Raw genomic sequence first — 15488 nt, 5'->3', positions numbered from 1 at the left:
GCAACACTCCCCTGTGCAACAGATTCGCACATAATTCAAACCAATTGAGCCTCAGCGCCTGGTGCATTTCGGTTGCATTCGGGGGTTGATGATCGATCGTCTTGTATGGAGGTCGAGATGAATGCTCATGGCCCGGGTCGCCGGGCAGTCAGACGCCGCTTGGCGATCGCTGCGACCATTGCCCTGGTGTGCGGGGTGGGCGCCGGTGTGCACCCCGCGGTGGGCGCCACATCCACGTCGTCCGCGGCTGCCGGTGCCTCACCCGCGACGCACTCGGTGACGTACGACGGCTACTCGTTCATGATCGACGGGAAGCGGACGTACCTGTGGTCGGGAGAGTTCCACTCCTTCCGGCTGCCCAGCCAGGCCCTCTGGCTCGACACCCTGCAGAAGATGAAGGCGGCGGGCTTCAACGCGGTGTCGCTGTACTTCGACTGGGGCTACCACTCCCCGGCGCCCGGCGTGTACGACTTCACTGGCGTCCGCGACGTGGACAAGCTCCTCGACATGGCCAACGACCTGGGCATCTACGTGATCGCCCGCCCGGGCCCCTACATCAACGCCGAAGTCGACGGCGGCGGCTTCCCCGGCTGGCTGTCCACCAAGGCCGGCAACACCCGCACCTCCGACCCGGAGTACCTGAAGTACAGCGACGAGTGGCAGACGCAGATCGACCGCATCATCAAGCGCCACCAACTCACCAACGGCGCCGGCTCGGTGATCGAGTACCAGGTGGAGAACGAGTACTACCACGGCTCGGCGGCCGGTCGTACGTACATGAAGCACCTGGAGGACAAGGCGAAGGCGGACGGCATCACCGTGCCGCTGGTCGGCAACAACAACGGCACCTTCAACTCCGGTGACGCCGCCCTGGACGTGGACGCCGCCGACTCCTACCCGCAGGGCTTCAACTGCTCCAATCCCACCAAGTGGAATGGCGTTCCGGACATCAGCTACGACCATGTGGCAGGCAAGCCGCTGGCGACCGCCGAGTTCCAGGGTGGCGCTTTCGACCCGTGGGGCGGCCCCGGCTACGACAAGTGCGCCCAGCTGATCAACGACCAGTTCGCCGACGTGTTCTACAAGCAGAACATCGCGGTCGGCGCGACCTCGCAGAGCTTCTACATGACCTACGGCGGCACCAACTGGGGCTGGCTGGGCATGCCGGAGAACTACACGTCCTACGACTACGGCGCCGCCATCCGGGAGAACCGGCAGCTCGACCCGAAGTACGACCAGGACAAGCTGATCGGCTACTTCACCCAGGCCGTCGCCCCGCTCACCAAGACCGATGCGCTGGCCGCCACGCCCACCGACAATTCGAAGATCGTCGACACCGCGCGCGCCAACCCCGACACCGGCACCCAGTTCCATGTCCTGCGGCACGCCGACTCCACCGCCACCACCAGCGACAGCGCTCATGTGACGATCGACCTCGGCGCCCACGCCGGATACACCTACGACGACCCGGACCCGGCCGTCACGTACACCGGCAGCTGGTCGCACGTCGGCGCGGAGCAGAACTACACCGGCGGCGACTACAAGCACACCGAGTCCTTCTCGGACACCGCCGGCGACAGCGTGTCCGTGCCCTTCACCGGCACCGGCGTGAAGTGGATCAGCAACCTCGACAAGAACCACGGCATCGCTGATGTCTACCTCGACGGAACCAAGGTCAAGACCGTCGACACCTACGGCGCGTCCAAGCAGAACCAGTACGTGGCGTACCAGGCGAGCGGCCTCACCGACGGACCACACACCCTGAAGGTCGTGGTGACCGGCACCAAGGACGCCGCCGCCACGGGCACGTTCGTGACGGTCGACGCCATCGACGTCGCCACCGGTTCCGCCGCGACGGCCCCCGTCTACACCGTCCCGCAGCAGCCCGGAACCGCCCTCACCCTCAACGGCCGCAAGTCGACGATCATCGTCGCGGACTACGACCCGGGCGGTAACCACCTCCAGTACTCCACCTCGCAGATCATGACCGACGCCACCATCGGCGGCCGGGACGTTGCGGTGCTCTACGGCGACCACGGCTCGGACGGTGAGACGGTCCTGCACTTCGCGTCCAAGCCGGAGGTGACCTCCACCGGAGGCGCCGTCGCCTCCACCTGGGACCCGGCCACCGGCGACCTGCGCCTGAACTACCAGCACGACGGCCTGACCCGGGTGACCGTCACCGGCGGGAGCCACCCACTGCTCCTGCTGCTCGCCGACACGGCGACTGCCAGGACCTTCTGGCGCCAGGACACCGCGCAGGGGCCGGTGCTGGTCCGCGGCACCCACCTGCTGCGCGGCGCGGCGTACTCCGGTACGACGCTGAACCTGACCGGCGACACCGGCACGGACGGTTCGGCCGAGGTCTTCGCCAACGCCGGCTCCCTGACCTGGAACGGCAAGTCGGTCCACACCACAGTCTCGGCGAGCGGCAGCCTCACCGGCACCCTGCCCACCGCGGCCCCCGTCACCCTGCCGGCGCCGACCAACTGGAAGCACACCGCCGAATCCCCCGAAGCGCAGGCCGGTTTCGACGATTCCTCCTGGCAGGTCGCCGACAAGACCACCACCCACAGCACCACACAGCCGGGCAGCCTGCCCGTGCTGTTCGCCGACGACTACGGCTTCCACACCGGCAGCACCTGGTACCGCGGCCGGTTCACCGGCACCGGCAAGGAGACCGGCATCACCCTGTCCACGCAGAGCGGCGGAAAGGCCGCGGCCTCCTCGGTCTGGCTCAACGGCACCTTCCTGGGCAGCTCCACCGCTGACGGCCAGAAGACGTACGGCTTCCCGGCCGGAGCGGTCAAGGCCGGCGGCGACAACGTGATATCCGTGCTCACGGTCAACATGGGCCACGAGGAGGACTACAACGAGTCCAACGGCAACAAGGCCGCCCGCGGCCTGACCGGCGCCCTCCTCACCGGTGACTCGCTGAACACGATCACCTGGCGGCTGCAGGGAGTTCGCGGTGGCGAGACGCCCGTCGACACCGTGCGCGGCCCGCTGGCCACCGGCGGCCTGTACGGCGAGCGGGCCGGATGGATGCTGCCCGGCTACCCCACCGACAACTGGACCCCGACCACCCTGCCCGCCACCGACACCACCCCCGGCGTCTCCTGGTACAGCACCGACGTCGCCCTCGACCTGCCCAAGGGCCAGGACACCTCGCTGGGCCTGACCATCACCGACGACCCGTCCCGCAAGTACCGCGCCGAGATCTACGTCAACGGCTGGGACATGGGCAACTACGTCAACTACCTCGGCCCACAGCACAGCTTCCCCGTCCCCAACGGCATCCTGAACCCGAACGGGAACAACCGGATCGCCATCGCCGTATGGAACCTGGACGGCTCCACCGGCGGCCTCGGCAAGGTCGCGCTGACCAACTACGGAAGCTACGCCTCCTCGCTGACCGTCGCCCAGAACGACAGCCCCCGCTACGACAAGGCGCGGTACGTCATGCCCGCCGCACCGGGCGCGACGGTCGCCCTCCAGGTGCCCGGATCGGCCGGCGCCGGACAGCACTTCACCGCCACCGCGACCTTCAAGGTGCCCGACAACGCAGCCACAGCCTCCGGCGTGACGGCGAAGCTCGCCGCGCCCGACGGCTGGACGGTCACCCCGAAGCCCGCACCCGCCGCCGCTCAGCGGGTCACTCCCGGCAGCTCCGTGACCTTCACCTGGGACGTCACCACCCCCGCCGGCATGGCGAAGACCAACGCGCTGAAGGCCACCACGGCGTTCGTCCAGCGCGACCGGTCCTCCACCGCCGGCGACGAACGGATCGTCGCCGCCGTCCCGCCCCCGCCGCCCGCCGGGACCGACCAGGTCAGCGACCTGCCGTTCCTGTCGGCCACCAACGGCTGGGGCCCGGTCGAACGCGACCAGAGCGTCGGCGGCACCGCGGCCGGCGACGGCACACCTCTCAAACTCGGCGGCACCGTCTACGCCAAGGGCCTGGGCACCAACTCGCCCAGCGACGTGCTGGTCTACCTCGCCGGACAGTGCAGCAAGTTCACTGCCACCGTGGGCGTCGACAACGGCGACCCCGGCACCGTCACCTTCTCCGTCCTCCTCGACGGCAAGGTCCTCACCACCACCCCCGTCCTCAACGGCAAGTCCGCTCCCGCCACCATCGACGTCCCCGTCACCGGCGGGCAGGTCCTCGACCTGTCCGTGGGGGACGGCGGGGACGGCAACGGCAACGACCACGGTGACTGGGCAAACCCCGTGCTGACCTGCGGGTGACCTTGGAATCAAGAAAACCGGTGCGCCGGGTGCGGTCAGGCACCCGGCGCACCACCGCGTCGCAGCCTGCCCCGGAGCCGCCCCTCCCGGAGACCTCGGGCCTCATGGAAGAAGGGTTTCATATGACATCGCCCGTACGTATCGGACTGGTTGGCTACGGCTTCGGCGGCAGATATTTCCACGCACCCCTCCTCGCGGTCGCGCCGGACTGCGAGTTCCTCGGGGTGGTCACCACCTCGCCCGAGCGCCGTGCCCAGGTAGCACAGGATCTTGGACGGCCGACGTACGCCACGCTCGAGGAGCTGGCGCGGGCCGGAGCCGAGGCTGTCGCGATCTCCACCCCCGCAGCCACGCACATCCCGTTGGTGCAGGAGGCAGTGAACTTGGGCCTGGGGGTGGTGTGCGACAAGCCCTTCGCGCTTGATGCGCGCTCGGCAAGCGAAACAGTGGAGATGGCGGAACGGCATGAAGTCCCGCTGACCGTTTATCAGAACCGCCGCTGGGACTCGGACTTCCTGACGCTGAGGCAACTCCTTGACCAAGGGTCGCTCGGCACGCTGACGCGGTTCGAGTCGCGATTCGAGCGGTTCCAGCCCGAACCGGGCCCGCCCGCGGCGGGCGGTGGCACGCTGCTCGACTTCGGCAGTCATTTGGTCGACCAGGCACTCGTACTGTCCGGGCAGGTCGAGCGAGTGTACGCGGAGGTCCACCGACGCAACGATGAGGACGGGCTCGACGACGACGTCTTCCTTGCGCTGACCCACCGCAACGGCGTGCGGTCACACCTGTGGGGGAGTTGGCGGCAGAGCGCCCCCGGACCCCGCTTCCGCGCGACGGGTACCCGCGCGAGCTATGTCGTCGACGGCGTGGACGGACAAGAAGCGCTGCTGGTCGCGGGCGCCTCCCCGGGCTCGGAAGGCGACCGGTGGGGGAGCGAGCCCGAGCTGCGGCGGGGACAACTACTGCGAGCCGGACGCGCCGAGCCTGTGACCCTCGCCCGCGGCAAGTGGGACCTGTTCTATCCGGCCTTCGCCGCCGCGGTCCGCGGCACCGGGCCGGTGCCCGTCGACCCATGGGACGCCGTGGCCACGGCGACAGTCCTGGACGCCGCCCGCGCCAGTGCCGACAGCGGTCGGACCGTGCACCTGTCCTGACCTCACGGTCCGGCAGGGCTCGCCGGATATGGGCCGCAGCCTCTGCATGGCGAACAGCAAGAGGCACGCACCTTCGGCTACTCCATTGATCGGCCCTGCCGCTGACCGGCGGCACAGCAGAAGCCCACGGCTCCAACAGCTCGGATGCCGTGGGCTTCTGCCGCAGCTGGTCGGCGTCGGGCGGCCTCGGACGGCCTCGGGCGGCCCGGAGACGGTCCGCCGAGTGACGGGTGTAGGTGCCGGACTGAGGTCGACGCTCGGTCCTGGGATCCGCGTCACGGCGGGTTGGCCGCCAGCCGGCAGGCGCCGTTCGCAGCGCCGCCCGGCACGCCCGCGGCGGTCAGGGCGTTCACACAGCCCTGCAGGTCATTGTGCACACCTTGGGTACACGCCGTTCTGACGGCGTCCGAGACTTCGACGCCCGCTTGCTGGACCATGTTCGTGCAGGCCGGGATGTCCGCTTGTGCCGCGGTGGCGGAGAAGGCCACGCCGCCGCATACGAGGGTCAGACCGGTGAGGGGACCGGCGATACGGGCCGACATGCGCATGGGAGCCACCTGCTCTCCGGGGTTGGTCGGCGATTCGCGGATTCAACGCACCGAGCAGCGGACGCGGCCGGCGTACGACCGTGGCCCCGGGCCCCGCACCCGTCGGCTCGGCAGGACCGCCCCTCCTCCGTTCGACGCTAGAACAGTCCGCTGCCGCGCGCATTCCGACCCGGCGGCGGGAGACCGCCTCTGTCCACGCTCACGATGGACCAGAAGATGCGGCCGGCGGTGTCCGCGTCGGCCCCTGGACCGCGGCCAGGATCCGGTCCCAGGTGCTGGTGGGGGCGGGTGCAACCCCCCTCGTCACTGGCCCACCCTTCCGTCGACGCACTCGCGCAACAGGTCGGCGTGCCCGCAGTGACGGGCATACTCCTCGATCCTGTGCACCATCAGCTCCCGGACCGCGATCCCGTCCTTCCCCACACGCTCGCCCAGGTCCGGGTGGTCGGCCAGCGCGGCGTCGGTCGCGGCCTGCTCGCGCTCCAGATCGACGTACGCAGCGTCGACCACGGCCTGCTCGGCGACGGCTCCGTCGAAGTCCGCGTCACGCTCGCCGTACAGCTTGGGCAGCGGGTCACCGTTGCCGATCCAGTTGCGCCAGTCGCGTTCCACCTCGGCGAGATGCCGAACCAGGCCGAGCAGCGACATCGTCGACGGCGGAACCGACCGACGGGCCAGCTGCTCCGCATCCAGGCCCTCGCACTTCATCCGCAGGGTCATGCGGTAGTTCGTCAGGAAGTCCTGCAGCGTCGCAAGCTCACCGTCCGGAGCAGGACCTTCGCTGTTGCGGGGATCGTCGTCCGGATCGGCCCACATGTCGGGGTAGACGGTTGCCTGGCTCCATCGCGCGGGTTGGTCACTCATGCGTTGCATGTTCGTCTGCGACCGCCCAAGTTCGCCACTGAGTTCTCGCTTCGAGGCAACCGCTGGCCTCCCACGAAGGAAGGGTCCGTCCGTAGATGGTCCCGCCGGGCGCGAACCAGCCCGCCTTCTTCCGTACCGCGGGGCTCGGGGCGTTGTCCTCGGACGTCTTCAGGGCGGCAACGGCGCGTGCGTCGGAGCGGGCGAACCCGCCGACGAGTTCGGCGGCCATGGCCCGGACGTGCGGGTCGGGGTCCGAGACCAGGCGGTGCAGCGCGGGTTCGGGGACACGGTCCGGGCCCGGTGCGCAGGTGTCGCCCTTGCACCGGTCGCACGCCGGCGCGTGGAGTGCGGCGATCCTGACCCGGGCGTCGGGGTCGTCCGCCATGGAACCGGTAAGGCCGTGCGGGATCCACTGCTGCACCACCTGGTACCGCAGCAGTGGATCCCGCACGTCGGTCTCAGGCGCTGCGCACCTCGTACGCCGTCACCCGCACCGTCTCGTCGTCCAGGCACTGCCCCGACCGCAGGTCGAACCGCTGCTTCAGCAGGGGCGAGGCGACGAACGGGTTGCCCTGGTGGGTGCCCGTCAGGCCGCGGGAGAGGACCGCCGCGCCGCTGAACGGGTCCCGGTTGTCGATGCCGTAGATCCGGCCCGCACGGTCACGGAAGAGCGCCACCTGGCGGCCGTCCGGCAGCAGCGCGGCCACTCCGCGGCCCGGGGTCAGCAGGCTCAGGTCGCAGACCGTGAACCAGCTGTCCTCGTCGAGCCGGATCTGGACCTTGAGGTCGGTCGTCTCGGGTGCCAGGGTCATCGCTGGGCGCTTCCTTCCAGGGGTCGCGTGCCGATGGTCAGCAGCGGCAGGTCGGGCTTGATCTGGTCGCGCTCGGGGACGAAGCCGACCACCGGGTCGGGGGTGTCCGGCGCGTTGACGAAGGACACGAAACGGGCCAGCTTCTCGGGGTTGTTGATGGTCTCCGCCCATTCGTCGCGGTAGTTCGCCACATGGGCCGCCATCAGGGACTCCAGCTCCTCGCAGATGCCGAGCGAGTCCTGCACCACCACGTCCCGTACGTGGTCCAGGCCGCCCGGGATCCGCTCCAGCCAGACGCTCGTGCGCTCCAGGCGGTCGGCCGTGCGGATGTAGAACATCAGGAAGCGGTCGATCAGGCGGATCAGTTCGGCGTCGGACAGGTCCTGCGCCAGCAGATCGGCGTGGCGCGGGGTGGCGCCGCCGTTGCCGCCGACGTACAGGTTCCAGCCGTTGGCCGTGGCGATGACGCCGAAGTCCTTCGACTGGGCCTCGGCGCACTCGCGGGCGCACCCGGAGACCGCCGACTTGAGCTTGTGGGGCGAGCGCAGGCCCCGGTAGCGCAGCTCCAGGTCGATCGCCATGCGTACGGAGTCCTGGACACCGTAGCGGCACCAGGTGGAGCCCACGCAGGACTTCACGGTTCGAAGGGCCTTGCCGTATGCGTGGCCCGACTCGAAGCCGGCGTCCACCAACCGCGCCCAGATCAGCGGGAGTTGCTCGACCCGCGCGCCGAACAGGTCGATCCGCTGACCACCGGTGATCTTCGTGTAGAGACCGAAGTCGCGGGCGATCTCGCCGATCACGATCAGCTTCTCCGGGGTGATCTCACCGCCGGGGATACGCGGCACGACCGAGTACGAGCCGTTCTTCTGCAGGTTGGCGAGGAAGTGGTCGTTGGTGTCCTGCAGGGCCGCCTGCTCGCCCTCCAGGACATAGCCGTCGGCACCGATCGTGGGTGCCAGCGAGGCGATGATCGAGGCCACCGCCGGCTTGCAGGTCTCGCAGCCGTCGCCGCCGCGCGCGCTCTCGCGCCCGTACCGGTCGAGCAGCTGCTGGTACGACGAGATGCGCAGGGCGAGGACGATCTCGTACAGCTCCTCGCGGGTCTGCGAGAAGCAGCCGCACAGACCCTTGTCGACCTCGACGCCGCTCGCCTCCAGCTCGTCGTTGACCAGCTGGCCCAGCACCTTGAGGCAGCTGCCGCAGCCCGTGCCCGCCTTGGTGCACTTCTTCACCTCGGGCACGGTCGTGCACTGGTGCTCGGTGACCGCGCCGCGGATCGTGCCCTTGGTGACGTTGTGGCAGGAGCAGATGACCGCCTCGTCGGGGAGGGCGGAGGGGCCGAGCTGCGCCGGGCCGCCGGAGCCCGCGGGCAGTACCAGCTGCTCCGGCGAGATGGGCGGCACGGACCCGGTGAGCGCCCGCAGTGTCCCGTACGCATCGGCGTCGCCGACCAGGATGCCGCCGAGCAGCGTGCCGTCGCGGCCGATGACCAGCTTCTTGTACAGGCCCGCGCGGGAGTCGGAGTAGACGACGTCCAGGCAGTCCTCGGTGGCGCCGTGTGCGTCGCCGAAGGACGCCACGTCCACGCCGAGCAGCTTCAGCTTGGTGGACAGGTCGGCTCCGGTGAAGGAGGCCTCGTCCGCGGCGATCGTGGCCGCCGCCGTCTCGGCCTGCTCGTAACCGGGGGCCACCAGGCCGTACACCCGGCCGTCCGACGCCAGCGCGCACTCGCCGATCGCGAACACATGCGGGTCGGAGACCGTGCGGCACTGCTCGTCGACGGTGATGCCGCCGCGCTCGCCGACGGCGAGCCCGCAGTCGCGGGCCAGCTGGTCGCGGGGGCGGACACCGGCGCTGAACACGACCATGTCGGTCGCGAGTTCGGAGCCGTCGGACAGCTTCATGCCGGTGACGGCGCCGTCTTCGCCGACGACGACCTCCTGCGTGCCCACGCCGGTGTGGACGGCCAGGCCCATGTCCTCGATCGTGCGCAGCAGCGCGGCGCCGCCGCCCTCGTCGACCTGCACCGGCATCAGCCGCGGTGCGAACTCCACGATGTGGCTGGTGAGCCCCAGACCCTTCAGCGCGCCCGCCGCCTCCAGGCCCAGCAGACCGCCGCCGACCACCGCGCCCGTCGTGGCACGGGTCTTCGCGTACTCCTCGATCGCGAGCAGGTCCTCGATCGTGCGGTAGACGAAGCAGCCCTGCGCGTCCTTGTTCGGGACCGGCGGTACGAAGGGGTAGGAGCCGGTGGCCAGGACGAGGACGTCGTAGTCGAAAACCTGTCCGGAGCGGGCGGTCACCTTGCGTGCCTCCCGGTCGATGGTCTCCGCCGGGTCTCCGATGTGCAGCTCGATCCCGTGCGTCTCGATGAACTCCATGTCCGTCATGGACAGTTCCTCGGGGGTCCTGCCCGAGAAGTACGAGGTGAGCTGGACGCGGTCGTACGCGGGGCGCGGCTCCTCGCACAGCACGACCACGCGGTGCGTGGCGGTCAGGCCGCGCTCGGCGAGCGCTTCGAGGAAGCGCTGGCCGACCATGCCATGGCCGACGAGCACGATCGTGGGGGTGCCGGTGGTCATCAGGAGCCTCCATCGTTGGTGAGCAGGTGGAGCAGCGGGGCACCGTCCGCGGGGAGCGGCTCTGCTCCCTCCCAGGCGCGGGCGAGCGCGCCGACGGTGCCGAGTTCGCCGACGAGCACCCCGCCGACCAGGCGGTCGTCGCGGACGACGACCTTGCGGTAGGTGCCGCGGGTGGCGTCGGCGAGCTGCACGACGTCGTCGCCGGGGCGGGGGTCGGTTTCGCCGAAGGCGGCGAGGTCGAGGAAGTCCTGACCGGCGAGGGTGAGCCGGGTCAGGGAACGGGTGCCGGTGTACCGGGCGTCGGGGTTGCCCGCGCCGCCCGCCTCACTCGCTATCAGCTCGGCCAGGACCTCGGCCTGGTCGAGGGCGGGGGTGGCGAGGCCGTAGACCGTGCCGGCGTGCTGGGCGCAGTCGCCGATCGCCCGGATGTGCGGGTCGGAGGTGCGCAGTTCGTCGTCGACGAGAACGCCCTTGTGCACGTCGAGTCCCGCGCTCCGGGCGAGGCCCACCCGGGGGTGGACGCCGCAGGCGAGGACGACGAGATCGGTGTCGAGGGCGTAGCGGTCGGCCATCTCGACGGAGCGGACCGCGCCGCCGAGCGTGCGCACACCGCGGACCCGGGTCTCGGTGTGGACCTCGACGCCCAGGTCGGTGAGGTGGCGGCGCACCAGCTTCGAGGCGGACGGGTCGAGCTGGCGTTCCATCAGCCGCTCGGCCTGCTGGGCCAGGACGACCTGGGCGCCGCGGGCGGCCAGGGCGCGGGCGGCGGAGACGCCGAGGAGACCGCCGCCGATGACGACGGCACGCACGCCCTCGCGCACGGCCTTGGCCAGGCCCAGGCAGTCGTCCATCGTGCGGAACGCGTGGACGCCCTCGGGAAGTTCGTGCCGGTCCGGGGTGAGCAGGCCGCGCAGGGGCGGAAGTACCGGGTTCGAGCCGGTCGCCAGGACGAGCGTGTCGTATGCGATCACCGAACCGTCCGCGCAGTGGATCTCGCGGGCCGCGCGGTCGAGGGACGTGACCTGGGCGCGGGTCAGCTGTGCGGGGGCCGGGAGGGCGATCACCGCGGGGGCGTAGCGGCCGGCCAGGACCTCGGCGAGCAGGACGCGGTTGTACGGTGCGTGCTCCTCCTCGCCGACGAGGACGGCGGGCGTGCCGAGCTCGCCGAGCCGCCGGGCGAGACGTACGCCCGCGAGTCCGGCGCCGATCACCACCACACGCGTATTCGAGGTCATGCATCGCAGCGTGCGGTGCCGACGTTACCCGGCCGCATCACGACTGTTTCTCACGAGGAACGCTGCCCTCAGCGGGGGCGGGGCGGGGATGTGAGGGTTCGGCGCGGGCGTGGGGGCGGGTGTGAGGAGCGCATCCGCAGATCGCGGGAAGCTCTCAGCGGCTGCCCGTGAGGTGGGCGAAGACGACCACGTTCCCCTGGTAGCCCGTCGATTTCGAGTAGCCGCCGCCGCAGGTGATCACACGCAGTTCGGGACGGGGGGCGGCGCCGTACACCTTCTCGTCGGGGAAGTTCTTCGCCTCGTACACCTCGACGGAGTCCACCGTGAAGAGGGCCGTCGAGCCGTCGCGGCGGTCGACCTCGATCGTGCTGCCCTTGTTCAGGGCGCCGAGGTCGTAGAAGACGGCCGGGCCCTGGGCGTTGTCCACGTGCCCCGCGACGACCGCGGTGCCCGTCTCGCCGGGCATGGTGCCGGCCTCGTACCAGCCGGCCAGGTTCTTCTTCTCGGCGGGCGGGACGTCGAGGCTGCCCGTCCTGGTCAGGCGCAGGCCCATCAGGGGGGCGTCGACGCGTATCGAGGGTATTCGGATGCGGTCGGGCGGCGAGGGCGGCAGCGCGGGCGCGGCGGCCCCCTCGTGCCCGCTGCCCGCGGCCGCCTGCGCGGCCGACGGCTGTGGCGGGGGGTGGGTCTCGGTGGCGCTGCGCAGCAGCCATGCACCGGAACAGAGGGCGAACGCCGTGGCGGATGCTATGGCGGCGTTGCCGACCGTGGCGGGCCTGCCGACCTTGCGCACGTGCGCCTCCTTCCTGGATGCCGGTGGTGGGGTGCCCCCTCCGGGCCGCGAGGGGCAGTCGGACCCGGAGGGGGGTAGGGGTGGCGGTACCGGCGGACGGACAGCGGAGGGTGTCCGTCAGATCCTGTCGCCTCTCGCCCGGCGGTGCAGGAGCCAGGTACCGCCCGCGGCGGCGACGGCGAGTGCCGCCACGCCGGCCGCGGTCTTCACGGGGTCGGGGCCCAGTGCGCCGCCGACCCCCGTCTTCACGCTTCCCTTGGGTTGCGTCTGATCCTTGGCCGCGGCCAGGGTGACCGTCAGGTCACCGGTCACGGTCTTGTCCGGGCCGCCGGAGCACTTCGCGACGATCTCGTACGTCCCCGGCTGCGCGCTCGGCGGCACCCGGAACCGCCCGATCGCATCCTGCTCGTGCGTGCTGGGCGCGAGCGTGAAGGTGCCGCCGCCGACCGCGGTGGCGTCGCCCGCCGCCGAGCCGTCCGCGCCGCACGCCGCCGTGTTGACGGTGACCTCTGCCCCGGGCACGACGGTGGAGGGGAAGACCTCCAGGCTCCGGGTGTCACCGCCGTACGCGGGCGCGGCAACCAGGCCCGCGGCGGCGAGGGCGAGCGCGGTGCCGGTCAGCAGACGGGCCGTACGTCGCATCGGTGCTCCTCCGAGAGGGCACGGCCCGCGGCACCCCCAATGTGCCGCTGAGTCGGTCGTACCCCTGCTCTGTCGAGGAAAGAGGCACTCGGCCGCTTCCGCTCTCTGACGGATGGTCAGAAATGCGGGGAGCGGGTGCTGGAACGGGGCCCTGCAGTGCGGCCGCGAAGGTGTTCCTGCAGGTCACGGGCGTACGGCGGGGTGTGTGGCGGATGAGGGGACGAAGGGGGGAGGGGTGGCGGCGAACGGGTGACGGCGGCCGGACGGCAGCATCCGTCAGCACGCGAGTGCCTCCTTCACCGCGCGATGGCCCACCGCGGCCAGTACCGGATTCGTCTCCCGGTAGTAGTGCTCCGCCATCAGGCCGAAGCACAGGGCCCAGCCCCGCCCCCGCGCCCAGGTGGCGTCGTCGGCCCCGGCCGCCTCGCGGAACAGGTCGCGGGGGCCGGCCGTGAAGACCGCCCACGCGGCCAGGGTGTCGGCCGCCGGGTCCCCCACGCCGAGGCCGCCGAAGTCGATCACCGGCGTGAGCCGGCCCGCCTCGGTCAGCAGGTTCCCGGGCAGCAGGTCGCCGTGCAGCAGGACGGGGTCGCCGTCCCACTGGGGGAGCCTGATGACGTCCTCCCACAGCGCCGTCGCCGCCGCCGGGTCCACCGTGCCGTCCGCGCCCAGGTCGCGGATCGCCGCGCGGACGTAGGCGTCGTTGGCCGCGACCGGGCCACCGCGCCAGGACGCCGGGCCGCCGGTGGCGTCGGCCTTCCGCAGCGCCGCCGGCGCTCGCCGAGGCGCCCGTCACTTGGGCACGACCACGAAGAACGAGTGGGACCAACGTGTCGGTTCCGGTCTCGTGGGCCTGTGCGAGCCGGTGCGCAAGGAGTTTCTACGGGCGGTCGGCGGGCGACCGGCGTACTACGAGGCGGACGGGTTGCTTCGGGAGACCTTTCCGTCCTACCCGATGCGCGACTCCGCCTGGGAGTACTCCGCCCAGTCGTACGATGCGGCCGCCCCGGTCCGGTTCCCGGGCGGCCGCATCACACACCCACGAACAGATCAGCCCACGCTCACCGCACTCCACGCCGCCGCCACCGCGTTGTACTCGGTGCTGCCGGCCCCGTAGAGGTCCTTCGCCGCGTTCAGGGTCGCTGTGCGGGCGCCCGCGTAGTTCGTCGAGGACGTCATGTAGACCGTAAGGGCCCGGTACCAGATCTTGCCCAGCTTGTCCCGGCCGATGCCCGTCACCGTCGAGCCGTTGCAGGTGGGGGAGTCGTAGGAGACCCCGTTGATCGTCTTCGCGCCGCTGCCCTCCGCGAGCAGATATGCGAAGTGGTTGGCGACGCCCGAGGAGTAGTGGACGTCCAGGTTGCCCACCGAACTGCTCCAGCAGTCCGCCGAGTTCCCGTCCCTGGACGGCTTGTCCATGTACCGCAGCGCCGACTTGCCGAAGCCCGAGCGGACGATCTTCTCGCCGATCAGGTAGTCACCGGGATCGGAGGCGTTGTTCGCGTACCACTCCACCAGCGTTCCGAAGATGTCCGAGGTCGCCTCGTTCAGGCCGCCGGACTCGCCGGAGTAGGTCAGCGCCGCCGTCTTCGACGTCACACCGTGCGACATCTCGTGGCCCGCCACGTCCAGCGCCACCAGCGGCCCGAACGTCGTGCCGTCACCGTCGCCGTACGTCATGCAGAAGCAGTTGTCGTCCCAGAAGGCGTTGTTGTAGCTGGTGCCGTAGTGCACGCGGTTGTACGAGCCCTTGCCGTCGCCCGCGATGCCGTTGCGGCCGTGGACGTTTTTGTAGTAGTCCCACGTCTCGTTGGTGCCGTACTGCGCGTCCACGGCGGCCGACGAGCGGTCCGAGGTCGTGCCGGAGCCCCAGTGGTTGTCGGAGTCGGTGAAGAGGGTCGCGGGCGCGCGGCTGAAGCAGATCCCGAGGATGCACAGGTCCGTCTTGTTCGCGGCGTCGCCCGTGTACGTGTTCCCGCGCGTCGGGTCCTTGAGCTGGTACGTCGAACCGGACTGGGTCGTCTCCAGCGGAACCGTGCCGCTGTAGAGGGACTTTCCGTCTCCGGAGGCCGTCTCGATGCTGTCCCAGGCGTCGATCTGGCGGCCGGTGCGGGCGTCGGTGAGGACCGTGCGCGCGACCGGGTTGCCGAGGGAGTCCTGGCCCACGGCGTTGGTGCGCCAGGCCAGCCGGGGCGCGCCGTGCAGCGCGTCCACGACGAGCTGCGGCTTGGCGGTCACGTTCTTCAGCAGCTCGCCGGAGTTGGCGGTGCGCAGCGCGGCGGAGGCGAGGTCGGCCGCCTCGGGAGCCTTGACCGTGGGGGTGGTCGACGGCACGGAGACGGCGCGCTTCGTGGCCCGGTCCGCGCTGCGGTAGGAGCCGTTCGGTGCGAGGTGGACCACGAAGTCGCCGCCGAGGACCGGGAGCTGACGGTAGGTTCGGTCGTACCGCACATGCTGGCTGCCGTCCGCGTCCACGACGACATCCCGGACGCTGGTGCCTTGCGCGGAAGTCAGGCCGAGGCGCGCGGCCTGGTGCACCAGCGCCGCCGCGGCGTTGCTGATCGCGGTGGCCCGGCTGGGTCTGCCGGCGGCTCCGGCGGCGGG

At 70.8% G+C, this 15488-nt stretch carries 13 protein-coding genes; 3 read left to right on the top strand and 10 right to left on the bottom strand.

What is annotated here, in order from left to right; all coding sequences use genetic code 11:
- The first annotated feature begins 159 nt into the window (after window positions 1-159).
- Both ABT186_RS36110 and ABT186_RS36105 read left to right on the top strand, forming a co-directional pair.
- The gene (locus tag ABT186_RS36110) at window positions 160-4251 is read left to right on the top strand and encodes a beta-galactosidase (protein ID WP_351928686.1); all 4092 of its coding nucleotides are present in this window, start codon (window positions 160-162) and stop codon (window positions 4249-4251) included.
- Between the two features lie 122 nt (window positions 4252-4373).
- Complete coding sequence (locus ABT186_RS36105) at window positions 4374-5405, top strand: Gfo/Idh/MocA family protein (protein ID WP_351928684.1); 1032 nt, start codon at window positions 4374-4376, stop codon at window positions 5403-5405.
- Window positions 5406-5680: 275 nt separating this feature from the next.
- Here the strand turns inward: ABT186_RS36105 and ABT186_RS36100 are convergent, their stop codons facing one another.
- The 9 genes from ABT186_RS36100 to ABT186_RS36060 form a co-directional block, all read right to left on the bottom strand.
- On the bottom strand, window positions 5681-5953 hold the full coding sequence (locus tag ABT186_RS36100; protein WP_351237876.1) for a hypothetical protein: 273 nt from the start codon (window positions 5951-5953) through the stop codon (window positions 5681-5683).
- 303 nt (window positions 5954-6256) lie between these two features.
- Window positions 6257-6826, bottom strand: a complete 570-nt coding sequence (locus tag ABT186_RS36095; RefSeq protein ID WP_351237875.1) for a DinB family protein — start codon at window positions 6824-6826, stop codon at window positions 6257-6259.
- Window positions 6810-7268 (bottom strand): HEAT repeat domain-containing protein, encoded by a 459-nt coding sequence (locus ABT186_RS36090; RefSeq protein ID WP_351928682.1) that lies wholly within the window; start codon window positions 7266-7268, stop codon window positions 6810-6812. Before ABT186_RS36090 ends, ABT186_RS36095 begins: the two co-directional genes overlap by 17 nt.
- A 7-nt stretch (window positions 7269-7275) precedes the next feature.
- Window positions 7276-7629 carry a nitrite reductase small subunit NirD gene (gene nirD / locus ABT186_RS36085; protein WP_351928680.1) on the bottom strand — a complete coding sequence of 118 codons (354 nt, stop codon included), beginning with the start codon at window positions 7627-7629 and terminating at the stop codon, window positions 7276-7278.
- Window positions 7626-10214, bottom strand: coding sequence for a nitrite reductase large subunit NirB (nirB, locus tag ABT186_RS36080; protein WP_351234096.1), 2589 nt, complete (start codon window positions 10212-10214; stop codon window positions 7626-7628). The genes nirD and nirB overlap by 4 nt, the downstream gene beginning before the upstream one ends.
- Complete coding sequence (locus ABT186_RS36075) at window positions 10214-11449, bottom strand: NAD(P)/FAD-dependent oxidoreductase (RefSeq protein ID WP_351928678.1); 1236 nt, start codon at window positions 11447-11449, stop codon at window positions 10214-10216. The genes nirB and ABT186_RS36075 overlap by 1 nt, the downstream gene beginning before the upstream one ends.
- A 154-nt stretch (window positions 11450-11603) precedes the next feature.
- Window positions 11604-12242, bottom strand: coding sequence for a class F sortase (locus tag ABT186_RS36070; protein WP_351234100.1), 639 nt, complete (start codon window positions 12240-12242; stop codon window positions 11604-11606).
- A 117-nt stretch (window positions 12243-12359) separates the two neighbouring features.
- Complete coding sequence (locus tag ABT186_RS36065) at window positions 12360-12884, bottom strand: GVDTG sorting domain-containing protein (RefSeq protein WP_351234102.1); 525 nt, start codon at window positions 12882-12884, stop codon at window positions 12360-12362.
- Between the two features lie 276 nt (window positions 12885-13160).
- Entirely contained in the window at window positions 13161-13649 is a 489-nt protein-coding gene (locus tag ABT186_RS36060) for a phosphotransferase (protein WP_351928702.1), read from the bottom strand.
- Between the two features lie 31 nt (window positions 13650-13680).
- Here ABT186_RS36060 and ABT186_RS36055 point away from each other — a divergent pair, with 31 nt between their 5' ends.
- Window positions 13681-14001: a PIN domain-containing protein gene (locus ABT186_RS36055; protein ID WP_351234104.1), complete on the top strand. Its 321-nt coding sequence runs from the start codon at window positions 13681-13683 to the stop codon at window positions 13999-14001.
- Here ABT186_RS36055 and ABT186_RS36050 read toward each other — a convergent pair.
- On the bottom strand, window positions 13935-15488 hold a 1554-nt coding region (locus ABT186_RS36050; protein WP_351928676.1), incomplete at its 5' end, for a M4 family metallopeptidase. The two genes, ABT186_RS36055 and ABT186_RS36050, sit on opposite strands and share 67 nt — an antisense overlap.

The sequence above is a fragment of the Streptomyces sp. NPDC001634 genome (assembly GCF_040298185.1).
GTDB lineage: Bacteria > Actinomycetota > Actinomycetes > Streptomycetales > Streptomycetaceae > Streptomyces.
Note: the sequence above shows the minus strand (reverse complement) of the source record. Positions and strands in the feature narration are given on the sequence as shown.

Coding starts and splice junctions, on each gene's coding strand:
- ABT186_RS36105 (WP_351928684.1), top strand. CDS start 4,374: ATGACATCGCCCGTACGTATCGGACTGGTTGGCTACGGCTTCGGCGGC.
- ABT186_RS36100 (WP_351237876.1), bottom strand. CDS start 5,953: ATGCGCATGTCGGCCCGTATCGCCGGTCCCCTCACCGGTCTGACCCTC.
- ABT186_RS36095 (WP_351237875.1), bottom strand. CDS start 6,826: ATGCAACGCATGAGTGACCAACCCGCGCGATGGAGCCAGGCAACCGTC.
- nirD (WP_351928680.1), bottom strand. CDS start 7,629: ATGACCCTGGCACCCGAGACGACCGACCTCAAGGTCCAGATCCGGCTC.
- nirB (WP_351234096.1), bottom strand. CDS start 10,214: ATGACCACCGGCACCCCCACGATCGTGCTCGTCGGCCATGGCATGGTC.
- ABT186_RS36075 (WP_351928678.1), bottom strand. CDS start 11,449: ATGACCTCGAATACGCGTGTGGTGGTGATCGGCGCCGGACTCGCGGGC.
- ABT186_RS36065 (WP_351234102.1), bottom strand. CDS start 12,884: ATGCGACGTACGGCCCGTCTGCTGACCGGCACCGCGCTCGCCCTCGCC.